We start from the raw sequence: 19,896 nt of genomic DNA on the forward strand, positions 1-19,896 counted from the left end.
TAAGGATTTTTTATTACCATTTTAAGATTGAGAATCCATATGGAGGAAGTGTAACCTGTAATACACTTGCTTCCGCTGAAAATTCTTCGTTTGTATAAATGTTAATAATTTTCTTTCCAGTGACATGGAGAGGGAGTGAAGCTGTAACATCACTATTAGTCGGATTTAAAACGAAAAAGATAGTTTCATCTTCATATGTTTTCGTATAAGAAATATAATTATGTTCATCATTTGCTTCAATGAATTGGAAAGTACCATGTCCTCCAAATGCTTTATATTGCTTTCGTAATGAAATTAATGTTTGTATATGTGTAAATAATAGATGATCTTGTTCTTTCGTATCCCAAACCATACATTTGCGACAATCTGGGTCCATACCACCGTCCATACCAATTTCGTCTCCATAATAAATACAAGGAGAGCCGATGAAGGAAAGATGGAATACATAAAGTAACTGTAACTTATTTTTATCTCCGTTACATGTTGTCAATATTCTTGGTGTATCATGACTGTCTAATAAATGAAACGCTGCTTCATTTACATTCATAGAGTAGGAATGTAGAGATTCTGTAATTTGTTTCATAAATTCATTTGCTTTAATGGAATCATTAGCAAAGTAAGACAGTAGAGCGTTTGTAACAGGGTAGCTCATTACAGCATCAAATTGATCTCCTTGTAGCCATGGAAGTGCATCGTGCCAAATTTCTCCTAAAATATATACTTCAGGATTTAATGCCTTTATCTCACTTCGGAATTCTCTCCAAAAGCTGTGGTCTACTTCATTTGCTACATCAAGGCGCCAACCGTCTATATTGAATTCTCTTACCCAATAACGCCCTACTTCAAGTAAGTATTCTTTTACATCTGGGTGTGCTGTATTTAATTTAGGCATATACGGTGTAAACGCGAAAGTATCATAATTCGGGAGTGGCTCCGTTACAATTGGAAATTCATGAATATGGAACCACTCTTTATAAGCGGACTTCTCACCGTTTTCTAGTACGTCTTGGAATTTATCGAAAAAGTATCCACTATGATTAAACACGGCATCGAGCATTACTTTTATACCGTGTGTATGACATGCCTGAACGAGTTCTTTGAACGTTTCTTTCGTCCCGAATTGCGGATCGATTTCCATGTAGTCAATTGTGTCATATTTATGGTTTGAATGTGCTTTGAAAATAGGTGTGAAGTATATTCCCGAAATTCCAAGCTTAACAAGGTAATCGAGATTTTGAATAATACCAGCAAAATCTCCGCCGAAAAAATTAGTTGGAGTTGGCTCAGCGCTTCCCCAAGAAAGAGTGTTTTCTGGATTTAGTGCACGATCTCCATTAGCGAACCGTTCTGGGAAAATTTGATACCAAACGGTGTCTTTAATCCAAGAAGGTGCTTGAAACACATCATTTGCATGAATAAATGGCAAACAGAAAAAGTTACCAACGTCATCATTTGGAATACTGGAAAAAAATCCTCGCTCTGCATAAATAAGCGTTTCTGTATCATTTTTTAATTCGAATCCATAACGTAAGCGCTTAAATTTAGGCTCGATGGAAATGGACCAATAATCAAACAATGCAGTAGAACCAGTTTTTTTCATCGGTGTGCTTGATGTAATCCATTTCCCGTCTTTCCATTCATAAGGATCACCGTAAATAAGAGTGGCGCTTTGAACATCTTCTCTTTTCGTACGTATTCGGATGTGAATCGTTTTTTCATCGTAAGCGTATGCGTAATTATCTTTTGGCCTATGATAAATAGCTTCTTTAAGCATATAGAAAATCCCCCTTTAATATCTCCATGCATATTGTTCCCTTAAGTATAATAATAAAGTATATGTTGCAAACGATTGCTTTTTGCATAGCTTTAATATTGCTTATAAGAGTAGTATTCATTTCATATAAAGTCAATGTATAAGGAGTGTAGTAATAATATTTTAAAATTAATATTTGCAAAATGAATAAAAGAATGTATAATGATAGACAAATAGCGCAAACGTTTTCATAGATTGAGATATTGTTTGTGCTTCTATTAAACCATTTAATGCAAACGTTTTCAATTAGTAAGGTACATATACAATTTAGGGAGGTTTTTGGGATGAAGAAAGCATTATCATTATTAACGGTTTCAGCATTATCAATTGGTATGTTATCTGCATGTGGACCGAAAGATTCAGGGAAGAAAGAAGAAAGTAAAGCGAAGAAAGATTACGACCTTCTCGTTTGGGAAGATGATAAAAAAGGTGTTGGTTTAGAACCAGCAGTGAAAAGTTTTGAGGAAAAATATAAAGTAAAAGTAAAAGTCGTTGAAATGCAAATGACAGATCAAGTGAAGAAGTTACGCCTTGATGGACCAGCGGGGACGGGACCAGATGTTGTAACATTGCCACATGATCAAATTGGAAACGCAGTAACAGAAGGTTTACTTTCTGAAGTGAAAGCTGATGATGCTGTGAAGAGTAGATTTACTGAATCATCAATAGAAGCACAGACATATAACGGGAAATTATATGGTTTACCAAAAGCAATTGAGACACCAGTCTTTATTTACAATAAAAAATTAATGCCAAAAGCACCAGAAACGATGGACGAGCTGTTTAACTTCTCAAAAGAATTTACGAAGGATGGCAAGTATGGATTTTTAACACTAGGAGATAACTTCTACTTTGCTAATGCATTCATGGCAGGTATGGGTGGTTATGTGTTTGGTGAAAAAGATGGAAAGCCAAATGCAAGTGATGTTGGATTAAATAATAGTGGGGCAGTACAAGGTGCTGAATATCTTCAAAAATGGTACAAAGAAAAGTTATTCCCGAAAGGTATTATCGGTGAATCGGGTGGACCTGCTGCTGATGGACTATTTAACGAAGGAAAAGCAGCATCTATCATGAATGGTCCATGGGCGTTCCAAGCAATGGAAAAGAACGGAATTGATTATGGCGTTGCTCCAATGCCGAAATTACCAAACGGTCAACCAATGAAAACATTTGTTGGGGTTAAAGGGTGGCATGTAACAAGTTTCTCTAAACAAAATGATTTAGCTACAAAGTTCACTGAATGGGTAACAAATGAAGAGAACGCAAAAATTCGATTTGAGAAAACAAAAGAAATTCCTCCAGTAAAAGCAGTAATGGAAGATCCAATCATTAAAGATAATGAAGCTGCAAAAGCAGTTGCAACACAATCTGAAAATGGAATTCCAATGCCGAACATTCCAGAAATGCAAGAAGTATGGAAACCAGCTGGAGATGCGCTTCAATTAGTTGTTACGGAAAAAGAGGCACCAAAAGCAGCACTTGACAATGCAGTGAAGCAAATTAAAGGTAATATTGAGGCAAATCATAGTAAGAAAAAATAAGGTGAAATTCGTGCCTCTCATATGAGGGGCATGAATTCTCTCCCAGAAAAAAGGGGGAAGGAACATGCAAACATCTATGGAACCAGCAAACGGCTTAAACGGTTCAAAACATAGGAAAATGGCAACCATGTTATCAATCATTCCAGGCATGGGCCAAATGTATAATAAACAATTTGTAAAAGGTCTTATTTTTCTAGTATTAACAGGTTCATTTATTGTAGCATTTGCTGATTTATTAAATATGGGATTATGGGGAATTGTAACGCTTGGTACAGAAGTTCCACGTGACCATTCTGTCTTTCTATTAGTAGAAGGGATTTTGGCACTCATTGTCATCATGTTTGGACTCGGAATATATGCATTTAATTTATATGATGCATATCAAAACGGGAAGAAACGTGATATAGGAACCCCATTAAACTCTGTAAAAGAGCAATACCGTAATTTACTAGATCAAGGTTTTCCATATTTAATGGTTTCACCAGGTTTTCTATTACTTATCTTTGTAGTTGTATTTCCAATCATCTTCGTAATTTTAATTGGATTTACGAATTATGATCTATACCACTCTCCTCCAGCTAAATTAGTAGATTGGGTGGGCTTCAAAAACTTTATTGATATCTTTACATTACCGATGTGGAGAGAGACATTTTTAAGCGTATTTTCTTGGACTGTCATTTGGACATTCGTTGCAACGACATTACAAGTTGCGCTTGGTATTTTCTTAGCGATTATCGTAAATCAGCCTGGTATTAAAGGGAAGGCAATTATTCGAACAATCTTCATTTTACCGTGGGCGGTCCCAGCATTCGTATCTATTCTTGTTTTCTCTGGTATGTTTAATGAAACATTTGGAGCAATTAACAATCAAGTATTGGCGTTATTCGGAATCGAAAAGATTGCTTGGATGACAGATCCATTTTGGGCAAAAATCGCTTTAATTATGATTCAAACGTGGCTTGGATTCCCGTTCGTCTTTGCAATGACAACAGGTATATTGCAATCGATTCCAGGGGAGTTATATGAAGCTGCTACAGTAGATGGAGCTACAGCTTGGCAACAGTTTCGTAAAATTACATTGCCACTTGTTCTATATGCAACAGCACCAATATTAATTACGCAATATACGTTTAACTTTAATAACTTTAGTATCATCTATCTATTTAACGGCGGAGGTCCTGCTGTAGCTGGACAAGACGCAGGTGGAACGGATATTTTAATTTCATGGATTTATAAGTTAACGATGACTTCGGCGCAGTACGGGAAAGCAGCAGCTCTTACAATGATCTTATCGTTAATCGTTATTACAGTTGCGTTATGGCAATTTAAGAGAACAAAATCATTCCAAGAAGAGGATATGATGTAAATGAATATTAAAAGACAAAAGATGTTACGTCTCTCATTAAGTTATTTCGTTATTTTCGTAATGTGTGCCATCATTTTCTATCCATTATTATGGATTATTGGCTCATCGTTTAATCCGGGTGATAGTTTATCTGGATCAAGTATTATTCCGCAAAATGCAACGTTAGATCATTATCGTAAGTTATTAGATTTAGAGAATAGTAATTATTTACTATGGTATAAAAACACATTAAAAGTAAGTGTTATAACGATGATTTTCTCAGTGTTAGCAATTAGTTTTACTGCTTATGCATTTTCAAGATACCGTTTTGTTGGAAGAAAAAATGGTTTATTAACATTTTTAATTCTGCAAATGATTCCAAACTTTGCGGCGCTAATCGCTCTATACGTATTAGCACAGTTAACAGGGTTAATCGATACGCACCTTGCATTAATTTTAATTTATGTAGGCGGGGCAATTCCAATGAATACATGGCTTATGAAAGGATATTTTGATACGATTCCGAAAGAATTGGATGAGTCAGCTCGTATGGATGGGGCAGGACATTTCCGTATTTTTTGGCAAATCATTATGCCACTTGCAAAGCCGATCGTAGCGGTTGTGGCGTTATTCACTTTCATCGGTCCATTTACAGATTTCATTTTAGCGAGTGTTATTTTGCGCACACCAGAAAATTATACGTTAGCAGTTGGGTTATATGAAATGGTAGCGAAGAAATTTGGTAATGAATTCACAACGTTCGCAGCGGGTTCAGTATTGATTGCAATCCCAATTTCAATTTTATTCCTATCACTACAAAAATACTTTATCTCTGGTTTAACTGCTGGAGGTACGAAAGGATGAAAAATGGGACATTATGTCCCATTTTTCTTTTCATCTCCCTATAAAAAGCTTTATAGGGAGATGAAAAGAGATTTGACATCACATATGAAAAGAAGTGAAATAAATAGTATATTATAGTATAGGAAAAAAGAGCTATATCCCTTACAATACATGGAGAGGGAGAATATGATAGGTATTACAAGATAGAATCAATGAAAGTTTATGATTGCTCCTATTACTTGCAACGGGTGCAAGATTAAAATATATAACAAAATGGCAGAGAAGTGAGAGGAGGGGGATTTTTATGACAGTTACAATTAAAGATGTGGCGAAGAAGGCGAATGTAGCACCATCTACCGTTTCTCGTGTAATTGCTGATAATCCAAGTATAAGTGAAAAAACAAAGCGTCGTGTTCGGAAAGTAATGAGTGAACTAGGGTATCATCCCAATTTAAACGCAAGAAACCTAGCTAACCAAACAACAAAAACACTTGGTCTTGTTATGCCAAGTTCTGCAAGTAAAGCTTTTCAAAATCCGTTTTTCCCAGAAGTTATAAGAGGGATTAGTTCATTTGCACATGTGGAAGGGTATGCGCTTTATATGTCGACAGGTGAGACGGAAGATGAAATTTTTAATGGTGTTGTAAAGATGGTACAGGGGCGCCAAATTGGTGGCATTATTCTTTTATATTCAAGAGAGAATGATCGGATTATTCAATATTTGCATAAACAAAATTTCCCGTTTGTTTTAATTGGGAAACCGTATGATCGAAAAGATGAAATTACATATGTAGATAATGACAATTATACAGCTGCAAGAGAAGTAGCAGAATATTTGATTTCATTAGGTCATAAACAAATCGCGTTCATCGGCGGTGGATCAGATTTACTTGTAACGAGAGATCGTTTGGCTGGTATGAGTGATGCTTTAAAATTAGCGGACATTGTATTACCAAAAGAGTATATTTTACATTTTGATTTTTCGAGGGAAAGTGGTCAACAAGCCGTTGAGGAGTTAATGGGACTACAGCAACCACCGACAGCAATTGTCGCAACGGATGATTTAATTGGACTTGGTGTGTTAAGTGCTCTTTCTAAAAAAGGATTCGTTGTACCAAAGGATGTTTCCATTATAAGCTTTAACAATGCTTTATTATCAGAAATTGCGAGTCCGCCACTTTCGACAGTTGATGTGAATATTTATCAACTAGGATATGAGGCAGCAAAAGCTTTAGTGGATAAAGTAGAGAATGCAGAGTCTACTGCAAAGTGTATTATTATTCCTCATAAATTACTAAAGCGCCAAACTTGCGATCATTATGCAACAAAAAGCTAAGAGTTTAACTCTTAGCTTTTTGTTGTAGAAAGGCCTCTAATCGATCACAGCCTTCTTTTAAAGTTTCAATACTATACGCATAGGACAAGCGAAGATAGCCTTCACCATATTCAGAAAATGCAGTTCCAGGAACGACAGCTAGTCCAGCTTCTTTGACAAGGTCAAGTGCAAAATCAAATGATGAAGATGTTAAATGACCAACATATGGGAATAAGTAAAATGCACCTGTTGGCTTTTCAACTGTTAAGCCCATTTGAATGAGTCGATTATATACATAATCGCGGCGTTTCTTGTATTGATGACGCATCATTTTTGGTGCATCTTTAGCAGCTGTTAATGCTTCAATTGCAGCATATTGAGCGATTGAAGTAGCACACGTTACGTTGTATTGATGAACTTTTAGTATATGTCCTGCTAAATAGCTTGGTGCGAATAATAGACCGATACGCCAGCCAGTCATAGAATGAGATTTTGATAAACCGTTAATGACGATAGTCTTTTCACGCATTTCTGGGAAATGAGCGATAGATGTATGCTTTTGTTCATATACAAGTTCGCTATAAATTTCATCAGAAAGGACGAAAATATTTTTATCTTTTAAAACAGTTACAATATCCTGTAATTCTTCTTTTGATAAAGTTACACCAGTTGGATTAGAAGGATACGGCAGTACGACGCATCTTGTTTTTTCTGTAATAGCATTTTCTAGCGCTTCGGCTGTTAAACGGAAGCCAGTTTCACGAACATCGATAAAAATAGGTGTAGCACCGCATAATCGAATAATTGGTTCGTATCCTGGATAAATAGGGGCAGGTAAAATAACTTCTGTTCCTGGCTCTAAAATCGTTCGGAATGCAATATCAATTGCTTCACTAGCACCGATTGTAACGATGGTTTCGTTTTCAGGTAAATACTGTAAATCGTAGTTATCTTTTACAAAGTTACAAGCTGCCTTGCGTAATTCTAGTAAACCAGCGTTATGTGTATAGCTTGTATAATTTTCTGTAATAGCCCGTTTTGCCGCTTCTTTTACGAGAGAAGGCGTAGGGAAATCGGGTTGTCCAATTGTTAAAGAGATAAGATTATCATAGTTTTGAATCATGTTAGAGAATTGACGGATTCCAGAAATTTGGATGTCCGTCACTCTAGGATTAATGAATTGTTCCATTGTATCTCCCTTTCTTCCGTTTGAAAATTAAGTTCATTTTAACATATTTTCTATGATTTCGCTTGCGTATATGTTATGTAGAAAGAGAGGGATAATAGAAAAAAAGCCGCTGTAAGCGACTTTTTAATATCCGTACTCCCAATCTATTTCATCTTCATTCCAAAGTACAGAGGATACTTTGCCAAGGTGAACAACTGATTCGTTCACAGCACATGTGCAATTTTCTTCTCCGGTTTTATGCTGTAACTCTTCATATACTGATTTTTCAACATTTTCTAGAACGACCAAATTTTCTTCTTTTAAAACAAGCGTAGTACCCGCCATATTTATCTTCCTCCTACTAAAATAATGATCACTTATTTGTAAACATAGATAGTATGGATTATATGCTGTATTTTGCTATAGTTGTCCGTCTCATGAAGTATTTTTTATTTTCTTTGTAATCCGTATTCATTGTATACTGTCAGGCCGAAATTTGGTACAGGGTTTACATTCATTTCGAAAATCTGTAACAATTATTATGTGCTGTTAACAAAGAATTAATAAATATGTTAAGAAAAATCAAAATTTTAAAACAAATAAACCCGTAAAATGATATAATCATATCAAAATACATATAGGGGATGAGAGGCTATGGAGCTGATCCGTGATTTAATGATCCAAATTGCCATCATTATTTTGCCACTATTTTTATATGAAGCGATTCGTTTAAATCGTTATCAAGAAATGCCTCCGAAGCCGAACCGCTACTTTATTATGTTTTTATCCAGCATTACACTCATTCTCTCCATGACATACTCTATTTGTTTTGGTGACATTTGTGGGTATAATTTTCACCCAATCCCGATTGTTAGTGGTTTTTTATATGGTGGAATTGTTGGTTTAATCCCGGCCGTTATTTTTGTTGCATATGAATGGGCGCTAAAGGGAATGAGCCTTCTTCCGGTCATAGAAGTAATATTTCTATTGATAGTTCCATTATTTTTATCAAAGAAATGGTCTCTATTTTCAAGGGATAAGAAGCTAATTTTAGCATTTATGATTTCATCATTGTACGTACTTGTTTCTTTAGTGATTGGTATGATTAACGTTCTGTTAGAAACGGGGTTTACACCACACATTTCACACTTATATAGCGGATATATATTTGCTTCGCTTATTATGGTTATGACTATGGTATTTCAAGTGTACTTAACAGAATATTTAAACGAAAATGCAATATTACGTACAGAGATGCAAAAGTCAGAAAAGCTTAATATTGTAAGTGAGTTGGCAGCAAGTGTTGCACATGAGGTTCGAAATCCGCTCACTGTTGTTCGTGGTTTTATTCAATTGTTAGAAAGTACGGAAGATGTGAAGAATAAGGATTATATGCGTCTCGTATTAGCCGAATTGGATCGGGCAGAACAAATTATTTCAGATTATTTGAATTTAGCAAGGCCGCAAATTGAGAAAAAAGAACACATTTGCTTATCCGCTCAATTAATTGAAATGACAACTCTTATGTCATCATTTGCAGCGATGCAAGGTGTATATTTGCAAGTTGAGATTTCTGAAAGTCTTTATACGATCGGTGATAAGACGAAATTGAAGCAAGCTATTATGAATGTTGTTAAAAATGGTATTGAAGCAATCCAAGGAAATAAAGGATATTTAAAAGTAACGGCTATGCAAAAAGATGAAACGATAGTAATAAGAGTTAAAGATAGTGGTGTTGGAATGACGAAAGAACAGTTAGTAAGACTGGGACAACCGTATTATTCTTTAAAAGAAAAAGGGACAGGATTAGGACTTATGGTAACATTTAGTATTTTACAAGCGCATAATGGTACGCTGGAATATAAAAGCGAAAGTGGGAAAGGAACTGAAGCGATTATTACATTGCCAGCTGTAAGAAATAAGGAATAAAAGTTACCGATGGAAGGTAACTTTTTATTTTATATAGGAAAAAAATATTATTTTATTCAGATGTTTTTTCTTGTTTTGATCGGCTAAATAAACTTCTAAATGATTGAAAAAAACTTTGTTCTTTCGAAGCTGCGACTAATCTTTTTGTTTCTTGAATTTCGCGAATCACTTGCATAAGTTGTGCATCCCGGTTGCTGTCTTTATTATAAATTTGATTTACGAGTTTATTCATTTTTTCCTCTTGCTTGGATTCTCGTTTATACATATGATTCATTAATAAGTCCATCTTTTCTTTTTGCAGGGCATCTGTTTGAGCGGCATGATCTACTAACTCTTGTAGCATTTTTTCTTGAGAGCCTTCTTTTACATAAACTTGTTGCATCAATTCATCTAGCTTTTCATCTTTTAAACGATTTTGGGTAATAAGGGTAGAATTTTGATGAATAATTGCTTCATTTAATTGAGCGAGCATTTCAAGTTTTAACATGAACTCCTCAAAGTTACGCCCATCTTCTTTTTCTTTCGTTTGTATTTCTTGCTTATCTTGTATAGCGGGTACAGGCGGGGCCTCTTTTTCTTTTAAAATAATAGGTATCGTTTCTGAAATATCTTCTTGCAGTTTAGCAGCTCTTTCATGTATAGATTTCAATAGTTTTAAATCATCCAGTTTATAAATACGAGCATCAGCTGTTTTTGAAATGATATAACCATGTTCCTCTAACAGTTGGCTATATTTACGGACTATATGTTTTGGGATGCCTGTTTTATTCGTGACATCTTTCGTTTTATAGATAGCTTCCATGTTATTTCCTCCCCAAAAAGTATCGTATATATCATTTCAATCTTTTATGAGGACTTCCTTTAAAAAAGAATGTCGGAAGGTTATTAGTTTTCTACAGCATTAGTGAAAAGATGAAGAAAAATGAGAGTTTTTGGCGGAATGGCGAAGAAGAGCTAAAATAATGTCTGAAAACATATACAGGAGAAGTTTGTTATAATAACTGAGGAAAAGAAACTGGTAGAAGCATGGAGGTATACATGAAGCAATTAAAAGGTATTATCATTTCAATTATTGCAATTCTTTCTATTGTAGTAGCGGTTTATGAAGTACTTGTTCCAGAGGAAACAAGTATCAAAAAAACCAATGCATATGATCAAGTTCTAGAATTTCCGAAAGAGCGCTATCCAGAGACAGGGAAACATATTACGGATGCTATAAAAGAAGGACATTCAGAAGTTTGTACAATCGACCGTGGTGGTGCTGCGGATAGAAGAAAATTATCGTTAGCTCCATACCCATCAAAAAAAGGGTATGATCGTGATGAATGGCCAATGGCGATGTGTAAAGAAGGCGGAAAAGGAGCACATATTGAATATATAAGTCCAGCAGATAACCGCGGAGCAGGGTCTTGGGTAGGAAATAAGTTAGATAAATACCCAGATGGTACGCGTGTGAAATTTGACGTAAAGTAGTAGTTGCATATTTCATAATGAAGGAGAAGGGGAACGATGGAGTTAACAATTTCTTATTCGCAATTAATGTTGATGAACTATGACGGTGATCAGCCTTACGTAGACTGGACGGATGAAGATTTTGAAAGAGGTTATGCGAAGGCGGATGGAACTGTTATTTTTGAAGCACTCTCTGATTATACTTGTGAAGTAAAAGTGACCCCTGGGAAACATATTGAGAAAGAAGAGGTGATTAGAACGGTTACAGTTCCTTTTACAGTTAAAAATGAATGTATCGTTGTAACAAGTATTCTTTCGAATAAATTCCAAATCCCTATTCCGAATGGTGAGTATACAGTTGTATTACAGGCAACTCCTCTTGAAGAACCAACGGATGATGAATTATATAAAATACAATACGAATTCTTTTTTGAAAGTAAAGAATAAAAAATGGGTTATCCTTTTTGAGGATAACCCATTTTTGTTATGCGTTTGTTTTTAGCAGGGAACGAGCATCTTTTGCTGCTTGCACCATGTGTTCTAAAGCCGGGATAACTTCTTCCGTTCTTCTCGTTTTTAAACCACAATCAGGATTAATCCAGAAATATTTAGGATCACATACTTCTAAAGATTGTTCTACGATTTTATACATTTCATCTTTACTCGGTACACGTGGGCTATGAATATCATATACACCTAGACCGATGCCTTTTTCGTATGTTGTATGTTTTAATGTGTCAATAAATTCACCGTGACTTCTTGATGTTTCGATAGAAATCACATCTGCATCTAATGCGCGAATCGCATCAACAATATCTTCGAAGTTACTGTAACACATATGCGTATGAATTTGTGTTTCATTTGCTACAGAAGAAGTTGCTAAAAGGAAGGATTGTACTGCCCATGTAATATAAGCATCCCAATCTTTTTCTTTTAGTGGCATTCCTTCACGAAGTGCTGGCTCATCGACTTGGATTACTCGAATTCCGGAAGATTCAAGTAGTTCAATTTCGTGACGAAGAGCTAATGCAATTTGATACGAAACTTCTTTTCTTGGAATGTCATTTCGAACGAAGGACCAATTTAAAATCGTAACAGGTCCAGTTAACATTCCTTTTACAACTTTCTCTGTTAAGCTTTGTGCATAAACCGTTTCCTTAATAGTCATTCCGTTAATAAAGGCAACATCGCCATAAATAACAGGTGGTTTTACGCAGCGAGAACCGTATGATTGTACCCAACCGTTTTTAGTGAATGAGAAACCAGCAAGGCGCTCACCAAAATATTCGACCATGTCAGTTCTTTCGAATTCACCATGTACAAGAACATCAAGACCAATTTCTTCTTGGTAACGAATCCATTTTTCTGTCTCTTTTTCAATAAATTGTTCATATTGTTCATTTGAAATAACACCGTTACGCCATTCTTTTCGAGTTTGACGAACTTCAGTTGTTTGCGGGAAGCTACCAATAGTCGTTGTTGGTAATAACGGTAACTCCAGGGCAACTTGTTGTAATTCGTATCGTTTTTCAAATGGAAGAGGACGTGAAAAATCTTCTTCTTTTAGTGCTGTTCGTGCTGCTTTAACATCTTCTCGGTTACGTGCAGCAGATGAACGAATTGTATGATGTACATTTCGGTATGTTTCCAGCTCATTACTAATGCTTTCTGTACCTTGAGTAAGAGCGGAATGAATAAGAACTAACTCTTCTAATTTTTGATTTGCAAATGCTAACGCATCGAATAGCTCAGTTGATAAGTGAGTTTCTTCTGTTTTATCAATTGGCGTATGCAATAAGCTACAAGAAGGCTGAACGATGAAATCTTTCGTTTGGACTTGTTTTTGTAACGTTGTAAATAACGTAAGAACTTCATCAAGGTCAGCTCTCCAAATGTTACGGCCATCTATACAACCGACAGCTAAAGTTTTATCAGCTGGGAATCCATATTTTGAAATAGCATTTAGATTACCTTCTTTACCATGAACGAAATCTAATCCAATACCGGATACAGGGAATGTAATAATTTCTTCATAGTTTTCTTCTACACTATCAAAATATGTTTGTAAAAGAAGATTCGCATTTGGAACTTCTTTACGAATAGCTTCATAAATTTCTTTTGCTTGTTGAACTGCTTCTTTCGTTAAAGAAGCAAAAATCGGTTCATCAACTTGAATGACTTGTGCACCAGCTGCATGTAGTTCTGAAATCAGTTGTACGTAAGGTGCAACTAACTGTTTTAAAATCGTAGCAAATTGCTCTTGTGTGTAGCCTTTAGCTAATTTTAAGAAAGTATATGGTCCTAAAATAACAGGTTTTCCATCTACTCCTAATTCTTGTTTTGCCTCTTCGTATAAGCGAAGTGGACGATTATCTTTTAAAGAGATTTGTAATCCCTCTTCATATTCAGGAACGATATAATGATAGTTTGTGTTAAACCATTTTGTCATTTCAGAAGCTACGTGATCTTTAGAGCCACGCGCCATTGCGAAATATACATCAAGGTAAGATGTAAACTCAGAAAAACGTGATGGGATAAATCCTAGCATATAAGCAGTATCCAAAACGTGATCATAATATGTAAAGTCGCCAATTGGAATGAGTTCAATCCCTTTTTCTTGCTGTACTTTTACGTGTTGAAGGCGAATTGTTTTCATCTTTGTTAAAAATTGTTCTTCATCGATTTTATTGGACCAAAAAGCTTCCAATGTCTTTTTCCACTCTCGTTGTAGTCCGATACGTGGATAACCTAAGTTACTTGTTTGAATTGCCATTTTAAATTCCTCCCTAATTGAAAGTAAGCATTTCCGTTTACTAGGAAATACCTATAACAAAAAGCATAAAGGCATAGAAAATAAGCCTTCCTTTTTGTTTTAACACCTCATCATCATCCGTGAATCTATCAGTGTTGTTAAAACAGGCAGGTCTCCTGACTTATGCTTCATATAATCTCTTTTACCTTCCCGTTTTCACAGTGGCATAGAAAAGAAATCTCAGCATTTACAGTGGCGGGACCGTGTTGGAGTTTCACCAAGCTTCCCTTTTAAACACGAAACGAAATTTTCGTGTACCTATTTTCCTTTTGAAAGGAAGTTAACAAGCGATATGATATTGAAACAAATTCTAACACAATTTTTGGAATTTTGTCTACTGTTTTAAAATAAGAAAATTCTAAAGTTTTTTATTTTTATTATTCGGATTATTCTGGTTTTTATAAGACGAAGAAAAGTAAGAGGAATTGAAAGTAAGTACGATTAAACATACAAAGAAGTATGTACTTGTACAGAGCTAAGATGCTAGTTATGTTATTTGAAAATTAATCCATATTCTGGAATGAGGAAGGGGATTGAATGGTTCATTTTGAAATAGTAAGTTATCACAAGAAAGAAAAAGGTTTCTGTATAAAGATACATATACTAAGTTTATAGAAATGGGGAATTTCAATTGGAACAAAGTACACAAAATATTTATTCACCACCAAAACATATAGTTTCAGCAGCGACAATTGTAATTAATGAACAAAAAGAAATCTTATTAATTAAGGGACCTAGAAGAGGATGGGAAATGCCAGGTGGACAAGTTGAAGAAGGAGAGTCTTTGAAGGATGCTGCAATAAGGGAGACTAAAGAGGAGACAGGTATTGATATTGAAGTTTTAAAATTTTGTGGAGTATTCCAAAATGTGAACCATTCAATATGTAATACGTTGTTTTTAGCTAGACCAGTTGGAGGTAAATTAACGACTACACCAGAAAGTTTGGAAGTAGGGTTCTATCCTATTGAGCAGGCGTTAGAGATGGTGAATTTTATGAATTTCAGACAAAGAATTGAATACAGTTTGGATGAAAATCAACAACCTTTTTATATAGAATTTTAAGAAATAATCTTCTATTATGGGATGCCGGTGATAAATAAATCTTTGTTATATTTTTGAGTGCAGTGAAATAAGTATCTTATAGCGAAAATAAAACAAGCATCCCCCGTCCTAAATTAGAACGGGGCTATGCTTGTTTTAGGGTGTAAAAAGAAATAACTTTATTGTCTTTTTACAGTTTCTTCTTTATAAGTTTAATTTGTATCTATATCAATTTCCGACAGTCGCCCTGCAACTGCATCTGTAAGGAGGGTGTTTAACCATTGCAATTCAACTGTAATATGTTCAATAACGCTTTGTAAAATATATAGTTGTGCACGTGGAATTTGTCCTTTACTACAATCATATATAGTTTGCATTTTATGTAAATATTGAACGGTATCATTTTTCTTTTTTTCTAAAATAGGAATTAACTCTTGATCATCACCAAAATGAGCGAAAGAGAGTGCTGAATAAATTGGTTTATATATTTGATTTTTTGCCTCGAATTGTTTTAATAGTAACGTGTGAAATAACCGTTTACCTTCTTCTGTTATATGAAAGATTGTTTTATCGGGTCTATTCGTATCTCGAACAATCGTGGTAATACGAATTGCACCCTGCTTTTCTAATTGCTCGAAGGCGTAGTAAAGTGATCCTTTTGCATATTTAATATAACAATCCATTTGTCGTTCTTTCATGATGTGCTGCACTTCATATGGATGTTTATCCCCTTCGAGTAGCAAGCCGAGAATGACTAGTTTCATGCTCATGCTGTCTCAACTCCTATAAATAAAAACTTTATACATAGTATAAACGGCATATCCGTTTTCATAAAGGGATATGCCGTTTCTTTTCTCTATATTAACTTACTTGCTTTTGTTTTTGTTTCGTTTTTGGACCTGTAAAGAGGCGTTCATTTCCCATAAGTAAAATACAAATAACACTTAGTACAGCCGGGATCAGTGCCCAGAAGAATGTACTGGCAATAGAGGTAGCGAGAGCATCTTTAATACCAGTTAATATTTCAGCTGGAATCTTCTCGGTAGCACCTTGTGATAATAAGAAACTTGTGTCTCCGCCTTTTGGAGCTAATTTAGCTAGTTCTGGAGGGAACACAGTGTTTAATTTAGTAGTAAAAATATGGTTTTGAATTGTACCAAAAATCGTTACACCAAGAGTCATACCGAGTGAACGGAAGAATGAGTTTGTTGATGTAGCAGAACCACGGTCTCGCATTTCTAACTTGTGGATAGAAGACATACTTAAAACTGAGAACGAGAAACCAACTCCAAGTCCAGTGAGAACCATAAATAGCGTTACAAGTAGACGAGGTGTATCCATTGTTAAAGTGCTTAGTAAATAAATACCAATTACGAAGAAAATGCCAGATACCATCATGATGTTACGATAGCTTGTTCGAGAAGCTAACTGTCCACCTGTTTGACTTCCAATTACAGAGCCAACCATCATAGGTGTTAAAATTAATCCAGCATTGGAGGCTGAACCACCGAGAACACCTTGAACGAAGATTGGGATATAAACTGTACAAATAATAAAAGCGGCACCATAGAAAAAGGCAACGCCTTGGCTAGCTGCGAATAAAGGTTTTTTAAATAGATGGAAAGAAATGATAGGCTCAGTTGCTTTTCGTTCTACGAAGAAGAAAATAATAAGCGTAATAACAACTGTTGTAAATAAACCGATAATTACAGTGGAATTCCATGCGTATTCTTTACCACCAAGTTCTAAGGCGAACATTAAGCAAACGATACTAATAACAAGTGTAATAGCGCCAGCCCAATCAATTTTTTGTTTTCTAAATTCTAGAGATTCACTGTAGTATTTAGTAATGAAGAAGAAGGAGATAATTCCTAATGGAATATTAATATAGAAGACCCAATGCCAACTTATATAGTCTGTAATATAAGCACCTAATAAAGGGCCAAATACACTAGATGTCCCGAAAACCGCACCAAATAGCCCTGTCATTTTTCCGCGCTTTTCTGGTGGGAATATATCGTACATAATCGTGAAGGCGATAGGCATAAGAGCACCGCCACCGATCCCTTGAATTGCTCTATAAATACTTAGTTGCTCAATACTAGATGCTGTCCCGCAAAGTGCAGAACCGAATAAGAAAAGAATGAGACCACCAATATAAAAGCGTTTCCGTCCGTACATATCAGAAAGTTTTCCGAAGATAGGCATCCCTGCCATTGTTGCTACCATATATGCAGACGTGACCCAAACAAACTTGTCAAATCCTCCTAAGTCTCCAACGATAGTTGCCATTGCTGTTGCAACGATTGTATTATCCATTGCCGCCATTAAAATACCAAGTAGTAAACCAGCAACAACAAATTTTGTATTGTTGGAGTCTTTTTTTGATAATTGAGATTCCAAATATAACCCTCCTTTAATAATAAGTAAACTATATGAAGTTTTGAGTGCAGCGCATAAAAATTTGAAATATAGTTTTTTAAATTAATTTACATAAGTGCACTGACAAAGCCATAAAGAATATTATAGTCAAATTTGACTAAAAGGCAAACTTTTTCTTCCGCCAAAATATTCTGTTGTATGGACAGAGAAAGAGTGAGCAATACTTAGTATTGGTGTAAAGTCAATGAAGGAAATTGTAAAAAAATATTTCAGTAAGAATACCTTCTGTTAACAGAGGAAAAATGGTTTTTTCTTTATATTGTCGAATAGGATAAAAGAAAGAGTAATAACTATATATCGTTTGTAACAAGCTTTATTAATATTGTGTGGAGAGGCAGAATAAGGTCGTATGGATATGATGCATCTGAAATGGGGTGAATATTATTATGAAAATATGGAAACGAATTTCAGATCAAGGTAGGCGTTCAATGCCGCTACAACCGGTGTTATGGATTGATGGCTCAAAAAAAGAAAACGAATGTCCTAATGTAGCAGTTACATTGCAAATCCGTAGTATGTATAAAGAAAAATTTTCATATGAACTGACCTATGATGTAAATGACATACTTATTATTCGAATTGAAGTTGAAAATAAAGGAATGGAAATGATTTCACGAGTTGTAGTAAGTCATATGATTCGAGATTATTTTGCCTATATTCCAAACTCATTAAAGGCTGATAAGGGGATGAGTGAGTTCCTGTTCCAGCTTGTAAGGTGGCGGATTGATAATTTATTACCGAATGAGAAGGTAGAACTAATTTGTAAAATAAAAGCAAATAAAGATAAAGCACTTAAAAACGCATTATTTCAGGCTACATATACATTTCAATATAAAGGAGTATCATATGGTCCACTGCAAACAAATGAAGTTGTTGTGCGGCAATGATAAAAAGGAACCTGTAAGAAAGGTTCCTTTTTTAATGAAGATTGTGTTTTTTGAGTACTTTTTTTTGCTCGATTCCTTTTTTCCTACATAATTATTTTTATAACCAAAATATAAAATGAAAAGAAAGGAAGCAACATTTACAATAGCATCAATTTGATCGTTTGTAATAAAGTTCACTCCGAAAGAATTAAACAGTAATTTTAATGATAATAGAAAACCTGCTAGTAAACGTATAATATCTGATAGATTCTCTTTTTGTAGCATATAAGTCACCTCTTTCTAAAACGATATATAGTATATATATGAAATAGAATAGAAATGGTAGACAAGCTTAAGCGGAAATGTACACTCAATATGTACATTTTTTATTTTGTAGAAAAACATAATTGTTATAGAAACATATATTGGTATAGAAAGGAGGAGAAGTATGAAACATAAAGGGAAAATTAGTGGGTTATTACTTGGGAATACAGTGGCAGTTACAGAATGGATTGCGCTTCAGGATGTAATTACAAAACTGGATTCGCGATCATTTTATACCGTCTTTATTATTTATATATTGCAAATGATACTCAGCTATTATTTTGGACATTGGTATGATAAAAGAGCGAGTGGGCGTATGGATACGGAAGTAGGGGGAATGGCAAGTAATGATTTTGTAGTTGATTTCTTTGAGAAAGTAGCTGCTTTATCAGAACGGGATTCTCATAATATTACAGTGTACATTCTTTCTGTGAAAGAATGGAAAGAACTAAAAGAAACAGTGCAAGAAAAAAAATTGGAGGTGTTAGTACAAAAATTGGAGAGTACGATTGTAAAGACAATTCGTAAAGGAGATGTCGTTACTAGGTGGGATGAAAATAAGTATGTTATTGTGGCGATTGATAACGGACATGAAAAGTCGACAATAACAAATCGATTAATGAAAAATATTGAAAGTGAAATAGAAAATGGTTTGTTAAGTATGACGCTATTATTTGGAGCTGCTAGTTATCCAATAGGAGGAAAAACTTTTGAAGAATTGTTAAGAAAGGCACAAAATCAATTGTACCAGCATAGGGATTTGTAAGAAAATGAGTGAAACTTTGATTTAAAGAAATATGATATGAAGAAGTTTTTAATGTAACATTTTTTTGACTTTTATTACAAAAAGAACTTTTATTGTAATAAAAGTCTTTAAAAATATATGGAATAAGCATATAATTATGATGGATGTGTCAATGCATTTTGCACAATGTGTTTCATTTTAAAAGTGTAGAGGGAAGCATGCTCTACACTTTTCCTTTTTAGGGAATGACAAGAAT

General features: G+C 34.8%; 17 protein-coding genes, 1 pseudogene and 1 riboswitch. Of the genes and pseudogenes, 10 read left to right on the top strand and 8 right to left on the bottom strand.

Annotation, left to right across the window (positions count from 1 at the left end):
- Positions 1–13 precede the first annotated feature (13 nt).
- Positions 14–1,774: an alpha-glycosidase gene (locus QCI46_RS07275; RefSeq protein ID WP_353839868.1), complete on the bottom strand. Its 1,761-nt coding sequence runs from the start codon at positions 1,772–1,774 to the stop codon at positions 14–16.
- A 323-nt stretch (positions 1,775–2,097) separates the two neighbouring features.
- Between QCI46_RS07275 and QCI46_RS07280 the strand changes: the two genes are divergently transcribed.
- From QCI46_RS07280 to malR, 4 genes are all read left to right on the top strand, one after another.
- Positions 2,098–3,357 carry an extracellular solute-binding protein gene (locus QCI46_RS07280; protein WP_000709925.1) on the top strand — a complete coding sequence of 420 codons (1,260 nt, stop codon included), beginning with the start codon at positions 2,098–2,100 and terminating at the stop codon, positions 3,355–3,357.
- 64 nt (positions 3,358–3,421) lie between these two features.
- Complete coding sequence (gene malC / locus QCI46_RS07285) at positions 3,422–4,723, top strand: maltosaccharide ABC transporter permease MalC (protein WP_327958792.1); 1,302 nt, start codon at positions 3,422–3,424, stop codon at positions 4,721–4,723.
- Entirely contained in the window at positions 4,724–5,566 is an 843-nt protein-coding gene (malD, locus tag QCI46_RS07290) for a maltosaccharide ABC transporter permease MalD (protein ID WP_001022594.1), read from the top strand.
- A 283-nt stretch (positions 5,567–5,849) separates the two neighbouring features.
- Entirely contained in the window at positions 5,850–6,881 is a 1,032-nt protein-coding gene (gene malR / locus QCI46_RS07295; RefSeq protein ID WP_048546170.1) for a maltose operon transcriptional repressor MalR, read from the top strand.
- A gap of 4 nt (positions 6,882–6,885) precedes the next feature.
- Here malR and QCI46_RS07300 read toward each other — a convergent pair whose 3' ends face one another.
- The gene (locus QCI46_RS07300) at positions 6,886–8,049 is read right to left on the bottom strand and encodes an aminotransferase A (RefSeq protein WP_353839869.1); all 1,164 of its coding nucleotides are present in this window, start codon (positions 8,047–8,049) and stop codon (positions 6,886–6,888) included.
- Positions 8,050–8,172: 123 nt separating this feature from the next.
- Entirely contained in the window at positions 8,173–8,373 is a 201-nt protein-coding gene (locus tag QCI46_RS07305) for a hypothetical protein (RefSeq protein WP_000929285.1), read from the bottom strand.
- Positions 8,374–8,682: 309 nt separating this feature from the next.
- On the opposite strand from QCI46_RS07305, the gene kinB reads away from it, so the two are divergent.
- Complete coding sequence (gene kinB / locus QCI46_RS07310; protein WP_327958788.1) at positions 8,683–9,957, top strand: sporulation sensor histidine kinase KinB; 1,275 nt, start codon at positions 8,683–8,685, stop codon at positions 9,955–9,957.
- Between the two features lie 52 nt (positions 9,958–10,009).
- Here kinB and QCI46_RS07315 read toward each other — a convergent pair whose 3' ends face one another.
- Positions 10,010–10,759: a DUF3967 domain-containing protein gene (locus QCI46_RS07315; RefSeq protein ID WP_000387495.1), complete on the bottom strand. Its 750-nt coding sequence runs from the start codon at positions 10,757–10,759 to the stop codon at positions 10,010–10,012.
- A 236-nt stretch (positions 10,760–10,995) separates the two neighbouring features.
- On the opposite strand from QCI46_RS07315, the gene nucA reads away from it, so the two are divergent.
- A complete protein-coding gene (gene nucA, locus QCI46_RS07320) occupies positions 10,996–11,430 on the top strand; it encodes a DNA-entry nuclease (RefSeq protein ID WP_000811502.1) in 435 nt (144 codons plus the stop codon).
- Positions 11,431–11,466: 36 nt separating this feature from the next.
- On the top strand, positions 11,467–11,856 hold the full coding sequence (gene comJ, locus QCI46_RS07325; protein WP_000424016.1) for a competence protein ComJ: 390 nt from the start codon (positions 11,467–11,469) through the stop codon (positions 11,854–11,856).
- A 37-nt stretch (positions 11,857–11,893) separates the two neighbouring features.
- Here comJ and metE read toward each other — a convergent pair whose 3' ends face one another.
- Positions 11,894–14,182, bottom strand: coding sequence for a 5-methyltetrahydropteroyltriglutamate--homocysteine S-methyltransferase (metE, locus tag QCI46_RS07330; RefSeq protein WP_327958787.1), 2,289 nt, complete (start codon positions 14,180–14,182; stop codon positions 11,894–11,896).
- Positions 14,183–14,310: 128 nt separating this feature from the next.
- Positions 14,311–14,498: riboswitch (cobalamin riboswitch) on the bottom strand.
- A gap of 354 nt (positions 14,499–14,852) precedes the next feature.
- Here metE and QCI46_RS07335 point away from each other — a divergent pair.
- Positions 14,853–15,284 (top strand): NUDIX hydrolase, encoded by a 432-nt coding sequence (locus tag QCI46_RS07335; protein WP_128853570.1) that lies wholly within the window; start codon positions 14,853–14,855, stop codon positions 15,282–15,284.
- A gap of 191 nt (positions 15,285–15,475) precedes the next feature.
- On the opposite strand, the gene QCI46_RS07340 is transcribed toward QCI46_RS07335, so the two are convergent.
- Entirely contained in the window at positions 15,476–16,033 is a 558-nt protein-coding gene (locus QCI46_RS07340; protein WP_060488391.1) for a PadR family transcriptional regulator, read from the bottom strand.
- 91 nt (positions 16,034–16,124) lie between these two features.
- Positions 16,125–17,666: an MDR family MFS transporter gene (locus QCI46_RS07345; RefSeq protein ID WP_353839870.1), complete on the bottom strand. Its 1,542-nt coding sequence runs from the start codon at positions 17,664–17,666 to the stop codon at positions 16,125–16,127.
- Between the two features lie 425 nt (positions 17,667–18,091).
- Here QCI46_RS07345 and QCI46_RS07350 point away from each other — a divergent pair, with 425 nt between their 5' ends.
- A complete protein-coding gene (locus tag QCI46_RS07350) occupies positions 18,092–18,592 on the top strand; it encodes a hypothetical protein (RefSeq protein WP_000708184.1) in 501 nt (166 codons plus the stop codon).
- Positions 18,593–18,623: 31 nt separating this feature from the next.
- Here QCI46_RS07350 and QCI46_RS07355 read toward each other — a convergent pair.
- A pseudogene (locus tag QCI46_RS07355) lies at positions 18,624–18,856 on the bottom strand (SPP1 phage holin family protein).
- Positions 18,857–19,019: 163 nt separating this feature from the next.
- Here QCI46_RS07355 and QCI46_RS07360 point away from each other — a divergent pair.
- Positions 19,020–19,661 carry a diguanylate cyclase domain-containing protein gene (locus QCI46_RS07360; RefSeq protein WP_087985096.1) on the top strand — a complete coding sequence of 214 codons (642 nt, stop codon included), beginning with the start codon at positions 19,020–19,022 and terminating at the stop codon, positions 19,659–19,661.
- The last annotated feature ends 235 nt before the right edge of the window (positions 19,662–19,896 follow it).

It is taken from the genome of Bacillus cereus group sp. RP32 (assembly GCF_040459735.1).
Lineage (GTDB): Bacteria > Bacillota > Bacilli > Bacillales > Bacillaceae_G > Bacillus_A > Bacillus_A wiedmannii.

Excerpts from the sequence above, each read along its gene's own strand:
- QCI46_RS07275 (WP_353839868.1), bottom strand. The coding sequence starts at position 1,774 with ATGCTTAAAGAAGCTATTTATCATAGGCCAAAAGATAATTACGCATAC.
- QCI46_RS07280 (WP_000709925.1), top strand. The coding sequence starts at position 2,098 with ATGAAGAAAGCATTATCATTATTAACGGTTTCAGCATTATCAATTGGT.
- malC (WP_327958792.1), top strand. The coding sequence starts at position 3,422 with ATGCAAACATCTATGGAACCAGCAAACGGCTTAAACGGTTCAAAACAT.
- malD (WP_001022594.1), top strand. The coding sequence starts at position 4,724 with ATGAATATTAAAAGACAAAAGATGTTACGTCTCTCATTAAGTTATTTC.
- malR (WP_048546170.1), top strand. The coding sequence starts at position 5,850 with ATGACAGTTACAATTAAAGATGTGGCGAAGAAGGCGAATGTAGCACCA.
- QCI46_RS07300 (WP_353839869.1), bottom strand. The coding sequence starts at position 8,049 with ATGGAACAATTCATTAATCCTAGAGTGACGGACATCCAAATTTCTGGA.
- QCI46_RS07305 (WP_000929285.1), bottom strand. The coding sequence starts at position 8,373 with ATGGCGGGTACTACGCTTGTTTTAAAAGAAGAAAATTTGGTCGTTCTA.
- kinB (WP_327958788.1), top strand. The coding sequence starts at position 8,683 with ATGGAGCTGATCCGTGATTTAATGATCCAAATTGCCATCATTATTTTG.
- QCI46_RS07315 (WP_000387495.1), bottom strand. The coding sequence starts at position 10,759 with ATGGAAGCTATCTATAAAACGAAAGATGTCACGAATAAAACAGGCATC.
- nucA (WP_000811502.1), top strand. The coding sequence starts at position 10,996 with ATGAAGCAATTAAAAGGTATTATCATTTCAATTATTGCAATTCTTTCT.
- comJ (WP_000424016.1), top strand. The coding sequence starts at position 11,467 with ATGGAGTTAACAATTTCTTATTCGCAATTAATGTTGATGAACTATGAC.
- metE (WP_327958787.1), bottom strand. The coding sequence starts at position 14,182 with ATGGCAATTCAAACAAGTAACTTAGGTTATCCACGTATCGGACTACAA.
- QCI46_RS07340 (WP_060488391.1), bottom strand. The coding sequence starts at position 16,033 with ATGAGCATGAAACTAGTCATTCTCGGCTTGCTACTCGAAGGGGATAAA.
- QCI46_RS07350 (WP_000708184.1), top strand. The coding sequence starts at position 18,092 with ATGAAAATATGGAAACGAATTTCAGATCAAGGTAGGCGTTCAATGCCG.
- QCI46_RS07360 (WP_087985096.1), top strand. The coding sequence starts at position 19,020 with ATGAAACATAAAGGGAAAATTAGTGGGTTATTACTTGGGAATACAGTG.